The sequence below is a fragment of the Pseudomonas syringae group sp. J309-1 genome (assembly GCF_032582135.1).
Classification (GTDB): domain Bacteria; phylum Pseudomonadota; class Gammaproteobacteria; order Pseudomonadales; family Pseudomonadaceae; genus Aquipseudomonas; species Aquipseudomonas quasicaspiana.
Map to the genome: position 1 here is coordinate 1 of NZ_JAWHNU010000044.1, position 19112 is coordinate 19112.

The following is a 19112-nucleotide window of genomic DNA, read 5'->3' on the forward strand; positions in this document are numbered from 1 at the left end:
CGCGATCGCGGGCAAGCGCGCTCCTACAGATGAAAAAGTACTCCAAATCAAATAGTTGTAGTTTGTTTGATAGGAGCCGGGCTTGCCCGCGAAGAACGATAACGCGGTGTGCCTGACGGACCGAGGCGCCTGCCTGGCGAGCAAGCAACTCGCCCCAATATCGCAAATGATTCTCGTTTGTGATATTTTGCCGCGCTTGCTTCCATGCCAGTTAAGGTGGCCTCATGTCCGGCTCAGATCTCAAGGCGTTATATCTCGCCCATCGCGGAGAAATTCAGGCTTATCTGGATCGTCGCTTGCGCTGCAAAGAGACCGCTGCCGACCTGACGCAGGACACCTTCATCCGCCTGTCAGAGCAGATGGGCCGGACACGCATCGAAAACTTTCGCGCCTACCTGTTCTCCAGTGCCCGTAACCTGTTTATCGATCACACCCGACGTCAGGAGCATCGCAAAGGCGAGCCGCTGGATCTGCAGGACATGAGCGAAGCCGAACAGCGAACCCCGACGCTGGAGCAAGCGGCCATTGCCAATCAACAACTGTCGGCACTCAATGAAGTGATTCAGAACATGCCGGAACCCTGTCGTGAGGTGTTCCTGATGGTGCGGGTCGAAGGCCTGACCTATGTAGAGATTGGCGAACGCCTCGGGATCTCCTCGAAAACCGCCTTCAGTCGAATGGTCAGAGCCCTGGATTTGTTGAAACTCGGGATGCCCGAGTGAGCCCCTTTACTCGACTGAAACCAGGCAACCTGGCAAACCGGCAGCGGACGAGTGCAGGCGTGCTGGATTACACTGCGCCGACAGCACCCGCCCACCCTGACTTGATTGACCTATGAGCGCTGAACCTCCGATTCTTCACCCCTCCGCTGCGCAGCCTGATGACGTGAGCCATCAGGCCAGCGTGTGGTTTGCGCTGATGCACGGCGGATCAGCGACTCCGGCCGAGCACGAAGCGCTGGCAGCATGGCTCGACGCTGATCCCGTGCATGCTCAGGCGTATGCCCGACTTGAAAAACTGTGGGCAGCGTCAGCCCTGGTGGCTAAACCGCCAGCTCCTGCGGTCGGCACTCAGTTATCCCGGCGTCGCTTTGTCGGATTGGGTGTAGCGGCATGCGCTGTCGCCGTCACAGCGAGTGCAACGACGCTCTGGCTGAAGGGCATCGGGTCACCGTTTGCGGACTTGCGGACCGCCGTGGGTGAACGGCGCACGGTACGTCTGGCCGATGGGTCTACGGTTGAACTCGCCGGCAACACCGCGCTGAACATCGACTTTTCCTCCACACAACGGGCCGTGGAACTGCTGCAGGGCGAAGTATTTTTCAACGTTGTGCCAGCCGCTGTCGGCGAGCTTTCGATCAACACAGAAGCCGGTCGGGTACTGGCCAACAACGGCGAGTTCTGCCTGTCATGCGACAGTGAGAGCACGTTGCTGACCGTGAGTCGAGGCACCGTACGCGTGGTTACCGCGAGCCAGCAAACCGACCTGGGAGAAGGCCTTTCATTGCGTTTCAGTGCCAATCGGGCGGAGGAGATCCAGCACGCGGAGCTGGATCAGGTGCTCGCCTGGCGCAATGGTCGACTGGTGTTCTTCGACAAACCGCTGAGCGCGGTCGTCAGCGAACTTCAACGCTGGCGAGAAGGCAGAATATTCATCGCGGACCCGCAACTGGCGGCGCGACGGGTCAGTCTGATTCTCAACCTGAATCGACCTGACCAGATGCTGGATGTGCTTTCCAAGGCCCTGGCAGTGAAGATCACGAGCTACACCGACCTTGTGACCATCATTCACGCCGCATGATCGTCAAAGACAGCCGCGAGGCATTCCTCCGGCTAAACCAAGTCCCACGAAGTTTCCCAACCCCCAACCTCGACCTTCAACAGACACCCGCTACAAATATTTCAAAACACCTTCAGGTATTGCCAAAGGTCATCCGTCTTAGATGTGACTGATAGCTGTTCGCATATCCATGCGCATCTCATAGGGAACAACCTGAATGGCAAAGCACCACACTCCTGGGCGTAAAACCGGCATGCAATGGCGACTTGGTGCCCATGGGGCAGTACTTGCCTGCACGCTACTGGCTGGAGCCATTCAGGCACATGCGGCACAAGGTACTACCGCGGGCAGCTCAATCGAAAAGCTGGCACTGAATATTCCCGCTCAGCAGTTACGCCAGGCGTTGTTAGTGTTCAGCCAACAGACCGGGCAAAACGTGCTGCTGGATGGGAACCTCGATGCGAGTCTGCGCAGTAATGCGGTGGTGGGTTCGTACTCGGCGGAAGAAGGCCTGGCCGGGTTGCTGCAAGGCAGCGGCTACAGCTTTTCCCGCACGGACGCGATGACGGTCTATCTGGTGCCGGTTGCCCAGGCGAATATCACCAACGAAATGAACCTGCCCGCCATGCAGATTCAATCCCGCATCACCCCGGACAGCATCCAGAGCTTCGGCTATCAGGGCAAACCCGTCTCTAGCACTACCCGCTTGGGCCTGAGCGACAGGGAGACTCCGCAAGCGGTGACTGTCGTGACCCGCGAGCAAATGGACGATTTCCAACTCAACAGTGTGAAAGAAGCCCTGCGCAGCGCGCCCTCGGTCACCGTCGAACAGTTCGAGACTGATCGCACGGCCTTCACCTCGCGCGGCTTTACCATCGATAACTTCGAATACGATGGCATGGGCATGCCATTTTCTGGCGGCGTGCTGCTCGGTGATCAGGACATGACCGAGTTCGAACAAATCGACGTGCTGCATGGCGCCAATGGACTCATGAGTGGTGCGGGTAACCCGTCGGCTACCGTCAATTTCGTTCGCAAGCGGCCTACCGATACATTCCAGGCGAAAGTCGATGCCAGTGCCGGTTCCTGGGACAACCGTCGACTGGGCCTGGATGTTTCCGGCCCGCTAACGGACAGCGGTAACGTGCGCGGACGATTCATCACGGCACACGACAAAGGCAACTCCTACCTCGATCAGTACAGCCATGAGGTCAACGTCGTCGCTGGCCTGCTGGCTTTCGACTTGTCTGACGCTGACACCCTGACCGTGGGCTTTTCCCAGCAGGACAGCTATTCAAATGGCAGCACTTGGGGCGCCCTGCCCATTGCCGACTTCGCAGGCAATCGTATTCACTACAGCAGCCGCAGCTCCAGCATCGGCCAACCCTGGACGTACTGGGACATCCACACCAAACGCGCCTTCGCCGAGCTGACTCACGATTTCGATAACGGCTGGGCCAGCAAGATCACTCTGACCGGGGTCAGTCAGCATCAGGACACGAAGATGCTGTACGCCATCCCGGCAACAGCGACGGACGTTTTTGCCTACGTCAATCGCACCACCAGCACCGAGCATCAAGTGATCGGCGAGGCCCAGTTGTCCGGGCCTTTCAGCCTGTTGGGGCGCGAGCACCAACTGACCGTAGGCGCCAATTACGGACGCACTCACCATAAGGAGCGCGGACACTATAAAGATGTCTCCGGCTACATCATGGCCAGCCTTGAGGACGCCCTGGCCGGTGCGGTTGTACAACCGGCCTTTGATTTCACTAACGACGTCAACACCCAGCTTTTCACCGATCGGCAGAAAAGTGTGTTCGCCGGTGCGCGCTTCAGCGTTACCGATGACCTGCACTGGATCGCCGGGGCACGGATGCTCAGCGCCGATGGAGAAGGTGCGGGCTATGGATCACCCCACGATACCCGCGTACACGGCAAGGTGACGCCTTACACCGGCCTGGTCTACGACCTCACCCCACAGTGGAGCCTGTACACCAGCTGGACCGAAATCTTCAAACCGCAGTACGTGCGCAGTGTCAGTGGCGGAGTGCTTCAGCCACTTGAAGGCAAAAGCACCGAAGTCGGCGTGAAGGGCCGTCTGCTCGACGAGCGGCTGACGGTAACGGCTGCCGTGTTCAAGACCGACCAGCAAAACGTCGCTGAGTCCGCCGGAATACAGGGCAGTCAATTTGTATACCGAGGCGAGGACTTCAAAAGCCGCGGCGTGGAACTGGAAGCCTCCGGTGAAGCATTGCCCGGTCTGGAACTGGCGGGCGGTTATACCTTCGTGCGAATCGAAGACGCCAATGGCGACGAGGCGCGCAAGTACATCCCCACTCATACCGTGCGCGGCAGCTTGACCTACCGCCTGCCAGCCCTGCCTCAGGCCAGGGTCGGGACTCGCATCCAGTGGCAAAGCGGGACTGAAGTCGACACCAACGGCAACGTTCGGCAAGACGCCTATGCGCTGGTCGACCTGATGGCCAGCTATGACTTCGATGATCACTGGAGCACGTCGTTGAACATGAACAACGTCACCGATCAGAAATACCTGTTGTCGCTGTATCAGGCTGCTGGCTCAACCAACTACGGCGCACCGCGCAACCTGACGGCGTCGGTGACCTGGAAGTATTGAGCTGATGTTGCCTATTTGAGAATCGCGGCTGTCGCGAAGCAAACACGGATCTGTAGGAGCTGCCGAAGGCTGCGATAGCGGTGCGTCAGGAGTATCGCCATCGCAGCCTTCGGCAGCTCCTACAGGAGTTTGCAAAAGCTGCCCCGAGGCGATATTCCTCACCTCGGGGCACTGGACTCAACGATTACGCGTCACTCTCCAGACGGTGTTGGCAAGATCGTCAGCGATGATCAGCGCACCTTTCGGGTCAACCGTCACACCCACCGGGCGACCGCGGGTTTTCCCGTCCGCGCCGCGGAAGCCAGTCGCAAAATCAACCGGCTCACCCGCAGGGATACCATTGTTGAACGGTACGAAGATCACCTTGTAACCCACCGGATTCGGACGGTTCCAACTGCCGTGCTCGCCGACAAAAACACCGTTGGCGAACTTGTCACCCATGGCCGGGATGGAAAAGTCGACACCCAGTGCAGCAACGTGCGAGCCGAGGCTGTAATCCGGTTTGATAGCCGAGGCGACCTTTTCAGGATTCTGCGGTTGCGCACGCGGGTCGACGTTCTGGCCCCAATAGCTGTAAGGCCAACCGTAGAAACCGCCCTCCTTCACCGACGTCAGATAATCAGGCACCAGATCAGGCCCCAGTTCGTCACGCTCGTTGACCACCGTCCACAACTTCCCGGTTTCAGGCTGAATGGTCAGTGCCGTCGGGTTACGCAGGCCTGTTGCATAAGGCTTGTGCGCCCCGGTCTCAGCATCGATCTGCCAGACCATGGCACGGTCGATCTCGACCTCCATACCGCGCTCAGTGACGTTGCTGTTCGAACCGATCCCGACATACAGGTAACGGCCATCCGGGCTAATCGTCAGCGCCTTGGTCCAGTGGTGGTTGATCTGCGAAGGCAGGTCGGTGAGCTTGGTGGGAGCACCGCTGGCTTTGGTCTGCCCGTCCTGATAATCGAAACTTACCAATGCGTCCTGATTGGCGACATAGAGCTTGCCGTTAGCAAAGGCCAGGCCATAAGGCGCGTTGAGATCTTCAGCGAAAAGCGTCTTCAACTCGTAATTGCCGTCGCCATCAGCATCACGCAGCAAGGTCAGACGGTTGCCGCCTTTGACTTGGGTGTTGCCCTTGGCCTTGATCACACTGGCAATCACATCCTTGGGTTTGAGCTTGGCCGCGCTGCCGCCACGTCCTTCTGCAACCAGAATATCGCCGTTGGGCAGGACCAGCGTCTGACGCGGAATCCTCAGGTCAGTCGCAATCGCGGTGATGCTGAAGCCCTCGGGAACAGTGGGCTTTTGATCACCCCAGGCCACCGGCTCGGCAATCTTCATGCTCGGCAGTAGCGTGCGTTGCGGTTCCGGCAGCTTTGGATCAGGACCGCGTGCCTGGGTGCTTTCGCCATCGCCACCACAGGCGCTCAAAAACAACGACATGCTCAAAACGGTCAATGCGCCTGAATGCTTCATTCCGCACCTCCCGAACGCAGATTGGTAAGCCCGGTCCACGCCGCAACAACGGACAGCAGCGTTACGACTACAGATAAAATCAGCCCTGTCGGCATCATCGCCCAAGCGTCCTTCGCATGCTCGAACGCGTTGATCAGGCCCAGCGCCCACGTAACCAGAAGGAGCAGGAAATAAGCGACCGGACGGCCTGCCTTGTGGTCCGCACGGATCAGATTGACCAGTGCAAACAACAACGCCAAGCCACAGAAAAGCAGCCCTCCGGCAATCAGCCAGGAGGCAAAGTTGGCCCACTGAATCTGGTAGGTCTGGGCGTAAGCGATGTCACTCAGCAAAGCACCGAGAAACAGCGGGACGGTACCGGCAAGCAAGATCGCGGGTAGCGGGCTAGGTGTAGTCCGGTAAAGGGGGTGAGTAGTAACGGTCACGGCGGCTCCTTATCGTTGAGCGACCCTGAGCAATACTCAGCGCAAATGCACTGGCAGACAGGGTCGCGCTGACTGCGCAAAGAAAAGGATCGTTGTGCCGACGCGTTAGTTCAGTGCATTTCATGTCGAAATATTTTGAAAAACAGTCTGAAGAAGAGTTTCTCCGGTTCGTCCATAGACCTACACAGTGCCAAATTTAATCGAGGCTTCCGAGCTGACGGAAACCTGAGGCCTGATAGCAATCTTTTTCGGGATGTTCCGAGAACAGGCTGCTTTGGCCCTGATCAATACGCTGTCACATGCCAACACGCTGAAAATGAAAATAAAACCAAAGTGCCACTACATTTATCGGAGTTGCTGCCGATAGAGGCATCATCGTTTTAAATCAAAGGGACTTGTTACATGAATCTTCATACTCTGCGCACCATGGCCGCACTGACGTTGCTTGCCTGCCTGACACTCACCGGCTGCGCCCATGTTCAACCGCCGGTAGCGCTTGATAAACAATTCTGGGATGCCAAAGAACCGGTTATCGGCGTGGCGATCAACGTAGTACCAGAGCCTGCGCTGGTGCTGACCGGCAATCAGGGGCTTCTGGATTTAGCCATCAACACGGGTATGAACAGCAAGCTCAGCGGGAATGTCGAAAAATGGCAGGTGCGCGACCTCAATACACTGCCGGATGCCATCGTTGCCAAGTTGCAAGCCAAGGGTTACAAGGCAAAGCGCATCAATGAGCCAGTGGATCTGAAGACCTATAAAGAAGTCAGTTTCCGTGAAGGCTACACAGTCCGTGACCTGAGCCCGATCAAGGCAGCTTATGGCGTAGACCGTCTGCTGTTGGTCAACATCCAGGGCACCGGAGCCACCCGAAGCTATTACAGCATCGTACCGACCAGCGTGCCCATGGCGCAGATAGGTGGACAAGGTATGGTCGTCGATCTGGCTGACAACAGACTGCTGTGGTTCAAACCCTTCGCCGTAGTGCAGGCCGCTCAGGGCGAGTGGGATGAGCCGACTTATACCAATCTGACCAACGCTTTCTATCAGGCGATGGACACAAGCCGTCAGCAAATGATTACCCCGTTCGAATAATGAAAAGCCTATCGACAGCGGCCACGGCGCTGGTGCTGCTCATGCTCGCCGGTTGTGCTCAGAAGCCCGCGCCACAGACCGGTTTCAAGTCTCAGGAGGCTGTGTCCTACGTCCAGGCACACGGAGTCAAGGTCGACATGCAACTGCCGCAGGCATTTGTCGGTGCAAGCACTGTGGTCGACTCCGAAGCGGCGCAGAAGGCTGCGACGGCGAGCCATAATCTGATTGCGAGTTCGGGCAATGCTGCCGGGCTCGCGGGCCTGCTGGTCGCCAGCCTGATCAACACCCAGATGGGCAGCGGTAGCTTGCAGAGAGATGCAGAAACGGCCGCCGCCAAAGAGTCGCGTCCGTTGGCCGAGCTACTGGGTGGCGTGCCTTTGCAAGAGCGTCTGGAACAGCGCTTTCAGCAAGCCTCGCTAGCGGCAGGCCTCAAACAGGGCACAGGCAACGTCAGCGCACGCCTGGTGATCGAGCCGAAACTGATGCTTACGCCTGATCGCGGCAGTTTCGTGCTGATCAATCAGGTGCAGGTGCAGGACATTGCCGGTTCAGCGCTGTATCGCATGCGCATCGAAGTCACCAGCCAGCCCATTCGGCGCTGTGGTAAAGGTTGCATCGATGACGGCTCCCTGGATTTGAAGCAGGTCACAGCGGCCCTCGACGAGTGCATCGACGAATCAATGCGCGTGCTGACCGCCGACTTGATGCTCCCGGCACCGCCCGAAGCTGCCCAGGAGACATTGCGCTATGTGCTGGATGGCCAGCGAGTGGTAGAGCGCGGTTATCAGTTAGCCAGCAATGGCAACTATTGGCGTTACCGCAACCTCTACGGCTCGGTGAAGTCAGTACCAGTGCCGTTTGAAGACCCATTGACGGCGGCACAATTGCAGGCGGCTTACGGGCGCTAGCCATCAGTGACTTGCCTGCGAGTATGGTCATTACAGCCGGATCCAACCTCCGAGGAATCATTCTCTGGTGAACGCCCGCATGACATCAAAACCAGACAGAAGCGCCCAGGACCTCATTAACGCGCGCACGTTGATTGGCCGGAAAGTGTCAGGGATTTTGCATGATCAATATTATTTCAATGGCGAAAAATGTCTGATCGGTAAAGGGTCGATCGAGTGGCAACTCGGCGAGCACGGTTACCTGTCAATGTATCTGCTGAGTAACGGTGAAAGCGTGGGTGCGGATTTGCTCCCGCTTGAACCGCCCATCTCCTTCGACCTTGAATCTGGAGACACCTGCTCGTGGCTTAGAGAGGACTTACTTCAGGATCTTGAGGCCTCTCATCTGGTCAATATTGCCGTTGAAGACGTCATCGGAATGGTTGATACATGGCCAAATCAGAAAGGACACTTGGTGGGTTTCAAGATCCTTTTCGAGACCGGAGACTTCATCATTTTCCTGAATCAAGGTGACGAGGAAGCCGTTCTGCTGAACGAGCTACCTCCTGAGTCAGACGGGATAACCACAACCTGGGTGTCCCGTATTGAGTAACGCTTGGGGGCTCACTCTAAAAACAGCGGAACCTGACCTCAAATCAATCCGGTGAATCGCGAGCATGCCTATACTCGGGCGCCCTAAACACTCACTCACGTCATGAAACAGTTGGGTAGATCCGGACAATGGCTTTACTGCTCGATAGAGAATTCGCCGAACACGAACTGGCAGAAAGAAACGAGCTTGATCTCAGGAATATCTCAGCCAAAGTATGGCCTGTCATTCTGTCCAGGTGCATCGCGACTGAGTTACGCCTTTACAACATTAAACTGCCCACACTCGACGGGATCGAGACGCTTATCAGGACGCGCCAGTTACGGTTGGAATGGGCGACTAAAATTGAATCGCTTGAACCTGTTTTCAGGTTGAAAGGTTTGACGCACCTGACAATTGGAGACTTCCCAAAACTGCGTCGACTGGACGGGGTTGAAACCTTGAGCGAGCTCACCGAACTGCACCTGTCCGGAAATGTGGGTGGAGGATCGGCGCCGCTGCGCCTTGACTCAATCGAGTCGGTATCGCGTATTCCCAATCTCAACAGGCTTTCCATAGCAAATATGAAGCTCGAGACCGACGATATCTCCAGCCTTGCTCGCTGCTCGAACCTTCGGTATTTGAGCCTGACAAATCAGTTCCAGCGGACGCAGATCGCCTTCCTTGCAGGCAAGTTAAACGCGCAGCTCGCAGAACCGCTGACTGCGCACGTAAAAACGCATCTGCGTTGCGTCAAGTGTGATGCATTCACCTCGATGTTCACCGGGCGCAGAATGCCTTTCCTCTGCCCCGTTTGTGATGCGCCACGGTTTGAAAAACTGACTCAGCAATTCGAACAGATGGTGGTCGACGCATCATCTGCTGAATAACCAGTCGGCATCCTCTTAACAGATCTACCGCTATCGCGAGCAAGCTCACTCCTACAGGGTTCATGTGTGCTTCACGGACACCGGGCGCACTCTCACCAAAAAAACTATCTGGTTTGGAATGCTTTTATCTGTAGGAGCGCGCTTGCCCGCGATGCGGTCTTTCAGTCAATAAATATATCGGCTGTGCTGACGCTATCGCGGGCAAGCGCGCTCCTTGGTCCCCGTTTGCTACGCGGTTTCAGGGACCGGCAACGGCGAGCAGCGACAACTTAATCACGCGTCATGCCCTCGTCGACTTTCGCCTTCGGCCTGACCTTTTCCACCATCCCCATGACCAGCACAAAGAACACCGGGACAAAAACCACCGCCAGGGTTGCCGTCAGCATGCCGCCGATTACGCCGGTGCCGATGGCTTGCTGGCTGGCCGAACTCGCACCTGAAGCAAAGACCAATGGCACCACGCCGAGTATGAAGGCCAGCGAGGTCATGATGATCGGTCGTAGCCGCAGGCGCGCAGCCTGAATGCTCGCCTCGACCCGGCCCATGCCCTGATCATGCAGGCTCTTGGCAAACTCGATGATCAGGATGGCGTTCTTCGCCGACAGACCAATAATGGTGATCAGCCCCACTTTGAAAAACACATCGTTGGGCATGCCACGCAACGTCACCGCCAGCACCGCACCGATGATCCCCAGCGGCACGACCAACAGCACCGCAGCCGGGATCGCCCAGCTCTCATAGAGTGCTGCCAGACACAGAAACACCACCAACATCGACAGGCCGAGCAACAGCGGAGCCTGACCGCCCGAGATACGCTCCTGCAACGACAAGCCGGTCCATTGCAGAGCAAAACCGGATGGCAACCCTGAAGCCAGACGCTCCATTTCTTCCATGGCTTCACCGGTGCTATGACCCGGCGACGGTTCGCCGGACAGGCTCACCGAGGGATAACCGTTGTAGCGATTGAGCTGCGCCGGTCCTCTGCTCCAGTTGACCTTGGCGAAGGCTGACACCGGGACCATACGACCCTGACTGTTTTTGACTTCGAGCTTCAGCAGGTCATCCACCTGCTGCCTGCGATCACCTTCGCTTTGCACAATCACTTGCTGCATGCGCCCCTGATTCGGAAAGTCATTCACGTAAGCAGAACCCAACGACGTCGACAGCACGTTGGCGATGTCGGCAAATGAAATGCCCATGGCATTGGCTTGCTGACGGTCTACCTCGATGTTGACCTGAGGAGTTTCCGCCAACGAGGCTTCGCGCACGTTCTGCAGAATCGGACTTTTACTGATCCTGCCCAGCAGATCGTCACGCGCCTGCCGCAATGCGTCGTAGCCCTGTGAGCCGCGATCCTGCAAGCGCACTTCAAAACCACCTGACGTGCCCAGACCTTCTACCGGCGGCGGAAGCAAACTGAATACCATGGCGTCTTTGAGGCCAAAAAACACGGCGCTGGCACGATCGGCGATAGATTGCGCAGAATCCTGTGCTGTCCGTTCCGACCAATCCTTCAAGGTGGTAAACGCCAGCGCTGCGTTCTGCCCGCTCCCGGAAAAGCTGAAGCCGAGAATCATCACCGTATTGGCGATGCCGGGCTCCTGCGCGTTATGCGCTTCGATCTGTTTGGCGATTTCGATGGTACGGTTCTGGCTGGCGCCCGGTGGCAGCTGAATATCCGTGATGGTGTAGCCCTGATCCTCAACCGGCAGGAACGAGGATGGAAGACGGGTGAACAGCACGCCCATGACGCCAACCAACACCACGAACACCAGCATGTAACGGCCCAACTGGCGCACGGCCTTGCTCACCCAGCTTTCATAACCGTCGCTGAGACGATCAAAACGTCGGTTGAACCAGCCAAAAAAGCCTTTCTTCTCGTGATGTGAATTAGCAGGAATAGGCTTGAGTAATGTCGCGCACAACGCCGGTGTCAGGCTAAGGGCCAGGAACGCCGAGAACACAATGGCGACGGCCATGGAGATTGAGAACTGTTGATAGATCACGCCGACCGAGCCGGGCATGAAGGCCATGGGAATAAACACCGCGGTCAGCACCAGTGTGATGCCGATGATCGCGCTGCTGATTTCGGTCATGGCCTTGCGCGTAGCCTCTTTGGGCGATAAGCCTTCTTGCACCATCAACCGCTCGACGTTCTCCACCACCACAATCGCATCATCCACCAGAATGCCGATGGCCAACACCATGCCGAACAGCGTCAGTACGTTGATGGAAAAACCAACCACATACATCACGGCAAATGTGCCCATCAACGCCACGGGCACCACAAGGGCCGGAATTAGCGTATAGCGAATGTTCTGCAGGAACAGAAACATCACGATGAACACCAGCACCATGGCCTCCACCAGGGTGTAGATGACTTTGGTGATCGATACTTTGACGAAGGGCGATGTGTCGTAAGGAATGTCGTATTTCACCCCGGCCGGGAAGTACCGCGACAGCTCATCCAGTTTCTCCCGGACCTGGGTCGCAGTACTCATGGCGTTGCCCGCAGGCGCCAATTGCACCCCCACCGCGACTGATGCCTTACCGTCGAGGCGGGTCGCGAAGTTGTAATTCTGGCCACCGACTTCAACCCGCGCCACGTCGCCGACCGTTACGTTGGAGCCGTTGGGGTTGGCTTTGAGCACAATCGAAGCGAACTCCTGCGGCGAACTCAGTTGCCCTTTAACCATGACCGTCGCCGTCAGCTCCTGATCGGATGACGACGGCAAGTCGCCGATGCTCCCCGCTGAGACCTGTACGTTCTGCTCGGATATAGCGAGGCTGACATCAGCCGGTGTCAGGTTGAACGCCACGAGCTTCTGCGGATCGATCCAGATCCGCATCGCGCGCTCGGAGCCAAACAATTGCGCCTTGCCCACACCATCAAGACGCTTGAGTTCGTTGACCACATTACGGGTCAGATAGTCACTCAGGGCAATTTCATCCAGACGCCCGTCCATAGAGGTCAGTGTCGCAATCATCAGAAAGCCCGCTGACGTTTCCTCGATCTGCAAGCCTTGCTGAGTGACGGCACGAGGCAGGCGTGGTTCAACCACTTTCAACCGGTTCTGTACGTCGACCTTGGCCAGCTCGGGATCGGTGCCCGGCTGGAAAGTCACGGTCATGGTGGCCGTGTTCTGGCTGCTGCTGGAACTGAAATAGAGCAGGTGATTAACACCGTTCAGTTCCTGCTCGATCAGGCTGACCACACTTTCATCGATGGTCTGGGCGGACGCGCCGGGATACGTGGCCGTCAGTTCTATTTGCGGCGGCGCGACGCTGGGGTATTGAGCGACGGGCAGGTTAGGTATCGCCAACAGACCCGCGAGGACAATGAACAACGCGATGACCCAGGCAAATACCGGCCGATCAATAAAAAACTGCGGCATTACTTATGCTCCTGAGCAGAGGCTGGCACACCCTGTTCTTCAGCGGTCACTGCCGCTCCAGGCTGAACATGCTGCAAGCCCGACACCACCACCCGGTCTCCCGCACTGAGGCCGGTTTTCACGATCCAGCGGTTGTTTTGCACATCACCCAGTTCGACGGCGCGTTCCTGAGCCTTGCCTTCCGCGTCGACGACCAGGACCAATGCTTTGCCGGCCGCGTCGCGCTGCACTGCGCGCTGGGCAACAGTAATACCCTGCTCAACGCGGGCCTGATCCAGCTTTACCCGGATGAAACTGCCCGGCAACAGCTCGCTTTGCGGGTTGGGAAACTCGCTGCGCAGCACGATCTGGCCGGTACTTTGATCAACGGTCAGGTCGGAGAACAGCAACTTGCCTTTGATGGGGTAAGGGCTGCCATCCTCCTGGATCAGCGTCGCAGTGATCTGGCCCTGTTCCAGTTGCTGCAAATAACCCTGACGCAACGAACTGCGCAGCTCGCTGATCTGGCGGGTGGACTGATTAATGTCGGCATAGATGGGCTGCAATTGCTGAATGGTTGCCAGCGGGGTCGCATCGCCCTGCCCCACCAGCGCGCCTTCTGTGACCAGTGCCTTGCTGATACGCCCGGATATCGGCGCGGTAACCGTTGCATAACCCAGGCTCAAGCGCGAGCGTTTGAGCGCCGCCCGACTTGAAGCCACGTCCGCATCGGCCTGCAGAAAGCTGGCGCGGGCGTTTTCCGACTCCTGACGGCTCACGGCGTTGATCTTCACCAACTCGGCGTAACGCTCTGCCTGCAAGCGGGTTTGATACTGGTTGGCCTCTGCCTTGCGAAGAGCCGCCTCAGCGCTGTCGACATCCGCCTGAAACGGCGCAGGATCAATGCGAAACAGAACATCGCCCTGTTTGACGTCAGTGCCCTCGCGATAAACCCGCTGCAGCACGATGCCTGCGACGCGCGCACGAACCTCGACGGTGCGCGGCGAAACCAGACGTCCATTCAACTCTGTTGTGATGGTCAGGGGCTGAGTCTTGACGGTCTCGACGCTGACTTGCGGCGGTGGCATCTGCTGCTGGGCTGGTGGCTCACCACAACCGGTCAGCGCAACAAGACCGGCACACAACAGCAAACGGCGTGGATCGAGACGAAAAAAAGACGGCATGATGGCGTTCCCCTGAAGATAACGCCATGCTAAAGACGCGCGCCAGGGCGCATGTAAACAAGTGTTGGAAAGATGTGAAGAAGTGTTAAGGCTTCGTACCAATACGGCATGCCATGGTTATGCTGCTAACTTTGCGAAACGGCCCGAAGAATGACCAGGATAATGCTTGTCGAGGATGACGCGGCGCTGTCTGAGCTGATTGCCAGCTACCTGCAGCGCTTCGAATACAACGTGGCGGTGATCAACCGTGGCGACCGCGCGCTCGAAAGCATGCATCGGCTGAACCCGGACCTGGTCATTCTCGACCTGATGCTGCCAGGGCTGGACGGCTTGCATGTATGCAGGCAATTGCGCGACGAAAAACCCGGCTTGCCCATTCTCATGCTCACCGCCCGCGACCAAAGCGACGATCAGATACTGGGTCTGGAAACCGGTGCCGATGATTACGTTGCCAAGCCCTGTGAGCCGCGGGTGCTATTGGCCCGGATTCGCACCCTGTTGCGACGCAGCACACCCGCCGTCACACCTCTTGAAAACAGCCAGCAAATCGTGCTCGGCCAGTTGCTCATCGACCAGACTGAGCGTCAGGTGCAATGGCGCAAGCAAGACGTGGAATTATCGTCAGGTGAATACAACTTGCTTCTGGTACTTGCTCGTCACGTAGGTGAAGTCCTGAGCCGGGATCAGTTGATCCAGCAACTGCGCGGCATCGAGTTCAACGGGGTCGACCGATCGGTGGATGTGGCCATTTCCAAACTGCGGCGCAAATTCGAAGACTCTCCGGGCGAACCGCGCAAGATCAAAACCGTCTGGGGCAAAGGTTACTTGTTGAGCCGTTCCGAATGGGATGAGTAACCCGTTCACCGCCCTGTCCTCCTTCTGACCTTCACAGTTGATCAATCGCCATGTTCAAGATGCTCGCCCGGCTTTACCTGATCATGCTGGTGACGTACGGCGTAGCGCTGTATACCGTGCCAGAGCTGGTGCTGAAACTGTTCGATGAGCGCACCGTCACCTACAACCAGCAGCAGATCAAAGGCACGCTGCGGCTGATTCAGGTGCGTTTCATGCACACACCGCAAAACCAGTGGCCCGCGCTCGAACGCGAGCTGCATGAAGACTTTGCCCCCCTGCAGCTCAGGGTCATCCCGCTGACTGATGCGAGCCTGAACGACAGCGAGCGCGCCGACCTCGTGCAAGGCAAGAACGCCGTGCGCAGAGGCTATTACGGCGAATGGGGCACGGCCTTGACGCTGTTGCCCGGTGATAAGGTCATCAAGCTGGTATCTCCGGATCCCCCGGTCGATATCAACATCATCTACTGGCTGATGAATATTCTGGTGGGTGCGGCACTGCTGGGCTGCATGTTGATATGGGTGCGACCACACTGGCGCGACCTGCAACGTCTCAAGCGCACCGCGATGATGCTGGGCAAGGGTAACCTCGCCGAGCGCACGCAAATATCACCGCGCTCGAACATCGGCGACCTGGCCCAGGTGTTCGACAAAATGGCTCAGGACATCGAAGGCCTGCTCAATCAGCAGCAAGAGCTACTGAATGCCGTCTCCCATGAACTGCGCACGCCCTTATCGAGGCTGGAATTCGGCATGGCACTGGTCATGGCCGACCCACTGGAGCCACCGACAAAGCTGCGGCTTGAACAAATGATCGGCCATGTACGGGAATTGGACTCATTGATTGACGAGCTGCTCTCGTACACTCGCCTGCAATCGCCCTATCAACTTCCGGACCTGCAAGAGGTGCCCGTGCAGGCGTATCTGGACAGCGTTCTGGGCGGGTTTATCGACGAGCAGGAAAGCCGGAACTTCAGCCTGATTCTGCAATTTGAAACTACGCCCGAACGGTTCGTACTCGACCCGCGCCTCACCGCACGCGCACTCCAGAACCTGATCAACAATGCAATTCGATACTGTGAAAAGCAGGTCAAAGTCAGTGCGCGCAGGCATCCTGAAAACGGCCTGATGTTCAGCGTCGAGGATGACGGCATAGGCATTCCTCCCAGCGAGCAGGAACGCATCTTCGAGCCGTTTTACCGAATGGACAGAAGCCGTGATCGCGACACGGGAGGGTTTGGGTTGGGGCTGGCAATCAGTCGACGCGCCATTGAATGCCAGAGCGGGAATATTACGGTGGGCTCGTCAACACTGGGTGGCGCCAGGTTTGAGATACTTTTGCCGTTTGCCAAGGCTGGATGACCGCTATTGGCAATAGCGGACATCACAGGCACCCAGCTACAACGGCGGACGCTGAAAACCGACCCATTCCTGCACACTCGGCCGTTGCCATTGGCGCTGTGCATACTCCACCAGTACGGTCGGCACTGGGTCGCCATTGAGTATCAGCCGATTCAGCATCACCGCCAGATCCACATCGGCGATTGACCACTCGCCAAACAAGTACGCTGGGCTGTCGGCAAGCAGTGCTTGTGCTGCGCTGAACAGCTTGCGTGTTGCGGACTCGGCATCCGGCGATAAGGGGCTGGCCTTGACGCCATAGAACACAACCAGCGTGGAGCGCTCCTGACGAATGGGTAGCAGGTCACTGCGAATCCATGCCTGAACCTGCCGCGCTTTTGCACGCTGCCTGGGATTTTTTGGATAAACCGGAGACTCGGGAAAAACCTCTTCCAGATACTCGGTAATCGCTGACGACTCGGACAGTGCAAAGTCGCCATGTAACAGCGTTGGTACCCGTTGCGTTAGCGAAAGGCTGGCGTAATCAGCTGACTGATTTTCAGACGCCTCGAGATCCACAGGAATCAGTTCGAATTCGATGCCCTTTTCGCGCAGTACCACGAAAGCCGACATGGCGTAGGGGCTGGTGAATTGCGAGTCAACATACAAGCGCAGGTTATTCACAGGTTCATCTCCTTATGCAGAAGACGACACGCTACGAGGTTCATGGAGATAAATGAAATTCATGATTTTCATGGGCGTATTCCAATGGGGAATAAAGACAGACGCGCTTGCCTGTTCCCGTTTCGCCAAGAACAATAACGCGCCTGAACACTCATGAATAAGGACAGTTCCTTTGAACAGGAAACAACGAGATGACCTCAGCAAGTTCCTCAGCTATGTCCTGCGCCACGGTCCCGAATCCATTGGGTTAACACTGGATCGCGACGGCTGGGCCGACATCGCAGACCTGATCGAAAAAGCCGGACAGCACGGCCAGACGTTCGATCACACGATGCTGCTCGAGGTGGTGGATTCCAATGAAAAGAAGCGTTTCACGGTCTCCGAAGACGGCCAGCGTATAAGGGCTGCGCAAGGTCACAGCACTGCACTTGTTCAGCTACAACTTGACGAAAAGGTGCCGCCCGCCGTGCTTTATCACGGCACCGCCGAGCGTTTCATGGCGTCCATCGAGGCGCAAGGACTGATCCCTGGCAGCAGACACCATGTTCATCTGTCGGAACATCAAGAAACTGCCGTCGAGGTAGGCAAGCGGTATGGAAAACCTGTACTGCTTACCGTAGACACCCAAGCCATGAGAAATGCAGGCATGCAGTTTTTTCAGGCTGACAATGGCGTGTGGTTGGTGGAGTGTGTGCCGGTTGAGTTTTTGAGCAGAACTTCAGTTGAGGATTTTTAGAGCAACATACGATTGCGGCGCTGTCTCGCGGAAAAACCGGGAAACCAGAAAACCGAAAAACCTGTAGGAGCGCACGAGCACCGCGAGGCCGCGATAGCGGTGTATCAGACAGTCCTCCTTCGCTGCCTCGCGGTGCTCGTGAGCTCCTACAGGAATGCGTTTCAGGTTTACCGCCGCGTCACGCCGCCTCACGAGCTCGTTTACGCAGCAAATCAATGAAGTGCTGAAGCTCGCGACTGACCGGTTCGCCTTTGCGGCGTAGCAAGCCGAACGGGGCCATCTGCGCGTCCAGCGTGACCGGCAGCGCTTTGACCAGGCCCATCTTCAGGTAGTCCCGCATGGCCGACTCGGAAAGCACCATCAGGGCATCAGTCAACTGCACCAATTGCTGCATGGAGTACACCGAGCTGCACTCGATGATATCGGCGGGTATCGGCAGTTCAAGCTTTTGCAACGCCTGCTCGATGGCGATGCGGGCCGGGCTGGTCTCGGGTTGCAAAATCCACGGCCAGTCCCTGACCAGCTCTGCCCATTGCAACTTGCGACGGCGAGCCAACGGATGGCCGCTGTGCACCACGGCAATCAGCCGCTCGTTGCCCAAAGGCTCGAACTCGTATTGCTCACGATCAGTGATGAGGTTGCGCCGCGTCACGGCGATGTCCACACGCCCCTGCTCCAGCAACTGCACCACCTGATCGCTGGTATCGCCCATGATCCGGATGCGCAGTTGCGGATTGAGCCCTTTGATCTCGGCGACGGCGTTCATCACCAGATCAGGCGCCGCACCCATAATCGTACCGATCGACAAATACCCATAACCACCCTGCTTGCGCACGGCAATATCGGCGGCGCAGCGATCCAGCCCACTCAGTGCCGCCTCGGCAAAGCGCAGCAGCTCACGCCCCAACGCGGTAGGACGCATGCCCCGTGGCAACCGCTCGAACAGCTCGCAGCCGAACATGTCTTCGATTTCCTGAAGCATCCGGGTCGCCGCAGGCTGAGACATGCTCATGCTCAATGATGCGCGGTGCAGATTGAGGCTGGAGCCGAGCACCACCAGCATCTGCAGATGCTTGTAACGCAGCCGGCCAAACAGCTGATGGGGAGACCGCTCGACACTCATACTGCCCTCTGCAATCGATAACTATAAGGTATCGACTATAAGCTTA

Annotated in this window: 16 protein-coding genes; 10 read left to right on the forward strand and 6 right to left on the reverse strand. The window is 57.4% G+C overall.

The annotated features are described in order from the left end of the window. Positions 1 to 224: 224 nt before the first annotated feature. From RX972_RS20595 to RX972_RS20605, 3 genes are all read left to right on the forward strand, one after another. Positions 225 to 722 (forward strand): RNA polymerase sigma factor, encoded by a 498-nt coding sequence (locus RX972_RS20595; protein ID WP_099269787.1) that lies wholly within the window; start codon positions 225 to 227, stop codon positions 720 to 722. A 112-nt stretch (positions 723 to 834) separates the two neighbouring features. Further along, positions 835 to 1800 carry a FecR family protein gene (locus RX972_RS20600; RefSeq protein ID WP_316877981.1) on the forward strand — a complete coding sequence of 322 codons (966 nt, stop codon included), beginning with the start codon at positions 835 to 837 and terminating at the stop codon, positions 1798 to 1800. A 196-nt stretch (positions 1801 to 1996) separates the two neighbouring features. Continuing rightward, positions 1997 to 4414: a TonB-dependent siderophore receptor gene (locus RX972_RS20605; RefSeq protein ID WP_316877983.1), complete on the forward strand. Its 2418-nt coding sequence runs from the start codon at positions 1997 to 1999 to the stop codon at positions 4412 to 4414. Between the two features lie 177 nt (positions 4415 to 4591). Here the strand turns inward: RX972_RS20605 and RX972_RS20610 are convergent, their stop codons facing one another. Next, positions 4592 to 5884: a PQQ-dependent sugar dehydrogenase gene (locus RX972_RS20610; RefSeq protein ID WP_122705293.1), complete on the reverse strand. Its 1293-nt coding sequence runs from the start codon at positions 5882 to 5884 to the stop codon at positions 4592 to 4594. Then, positions 5881 to 6309, reverse strand: a complete 429-nt coding sequence (locus RX972_RS20615; RefSeq protein ID WP_316877986.1) for a DUF2231 domain-containing protein — start codon at positions 6307 to 6309, stop codon at positions 5881 to 5883. Before RX972_RS20615 ends, RX972_RS20610 begins: the two co-directional genes overlap by 4 nt. A gap of 402 nt (positions 6310 to 6711) precedes the next feature. On the opposite strand from RX972_RS20615, the gene RX972_RS20620 reads away from it, so the two are divergent. The 4 genes from RX972_RS20620 to RX972_RS20635 all read left to right on the forward strand — a co-directional run bounded on the left by RX972_RS20620 (position 6712) and on the right by RX972_RS20635 (position 9770). Further along, positions 6712 to 7404: a hypothetical protein gene (locus RX972_RS20620; RefSeq protein WP_231666608.1), complete on the forward strand. Its 693-nt coding sequence runs from the start codon at positions 6712 to 6714 to the stop codon at positions 7402 to 7404. Continuing rightward, positions 7404 to 8312 (forward strand): hypothetical protein, encoded by a 909-nt coding sequence (locus tag RX972_RS20625; RefSeq protein WP_231666609.1) that lies wholly within the window; start codon positions 7404 to 7406, stop codon positions 8310 to 8312. The genes RX972_RS20620 and RX972_RS20625 overlap by 1 nt, the downstream gene beginning before the upstream one ends. 67 nt (positions 8313 to 8379) lie before the next feature. Beyond that, a complete protein-coding gene (locus RX972_RS20630; RefSeq protein WP_316877989.1) occupies positions 8380 to 8904 on the forward strand; it encodes a hypothetical protein in 525 nt (174 codons plus the stop codon). A gap of 128 nt (positions 8905 to 9032) precedes the next feature. Then, positions 9033 to 9770, forward strand: coding sequence for a leucine-rich repeat domain-containing protein (locus RX972_RS20635; protein WP_316877991.1), 738 nt, complete (start codon positions 9033 to 9035; stop codon positions 9768 to 9770). A 269-nt stretch (positions 9771 to 10039) separates the two neighbouring features. On the opposite strand, the gene RX972_RS20640 is transcribed toward RX972_RS20635, so the two are convergent. Both RX972_RS20640 and RX972_RS20645 read right to left on the reverse strand, forming a co-directional pair. Continuing rightward, positions 10040 to 13165 (reverse strand): efflux RND transporter permease subunit, encoded by a 3126-nt coding sequence (locus RX972_RS20640; protein WP_316877993.1) that lies wholly within the window; start codon positions 13163 to 13165, stop codon positions 10040 to 10042. Further along, positions 13165 to 14328, reverse strand: coding sequence for an efflux RND transporter periplasmic adaptor subunit (locus RX972_RS20645; protein WP_316877995.1), 1164 nt, complete (start codon positions 14326 to 14328; stop codon positions 13165 to 13167). Before RX972_RS20645 ends, RX972_RS20640 begins: the two co-directional genes overlap by 1 nt. Before the next feature lie 150 nt (positions 14329 to 14478). Here RX972_RS20645 and RX972_RS20650 point away from each other — a divergent pair, with 150 nt between their 5' ends. Then, entirely contained in the window at positions 14479 to 15183 is a 705-nt protein-coding gene (locus RX972_RS20650) for a response regulator (protein ID WP_316877997.1), read from the forward strand. A gap of 50 nt (positions 15184 to 15233) precedes the next feature. Beyond that, on the forward strand, positions 15234 to 16544 hold the full coding sequence (locus RX972_RS20655; RefSeq protein ID WP_316877999.1) for an ATP-binding protein: 1311 nt from the start codon (positions 15234 to 15236) through the stop codon (positions 16542 to 16544). A gap of 36 nt (positions 16545 to 16580) precedes the next feature. Here the strand turns inward: RX972_RS20655 and yfcF are convergent, their stop codons facing one another. Further along, positions 16581 to 17207, reverse strand: coding sequence for a glutathione transferase (yfcF, locus tag RX972_RS20660; protein ID WP_316878001.1), 627 nt, complete (start codon positions 17205 to 17207; stop codon positions 16581 to 16583). 172 nt (positions 17208 to 17379) lie between these two features. Here yfcF and RX972_RS20665 point away from each other — a divergent pair, with 172 nt between their 5' ends. After that, positions 17380 to 17943 carry an RNA 2'-phosphotransferase gene (locus RX972_RS20665; RefSeq protein ID WP_316878003.1) on the forward strand — a complete coding sequence of 188 codons (564 nt, stop codon included), beginning with the start codon at positions 17380 to 17382 and terminating at the stop codon, positions 17941 to 17943. A gap of 178 nt (positions 17944 to 18121) precedes the next feature. Here the strand turns inward: RX972_RS20665 and RX972_RS20670 are convergent, their stop codons facing one another. Continuing rightward, positions 18122 to 19066 (reverse strand): LysR family transcriptional regulator, encoded by a 945-nt coding sequence (locus RX972_RS20670; RefSeq protein WP_099269778.1) that lies wholly within the window; start codon positions 19064 to 19066, stop codon positions 18122 to 18124. Positions 19067 to 19112: the final 46 nt, after the last annotated feature.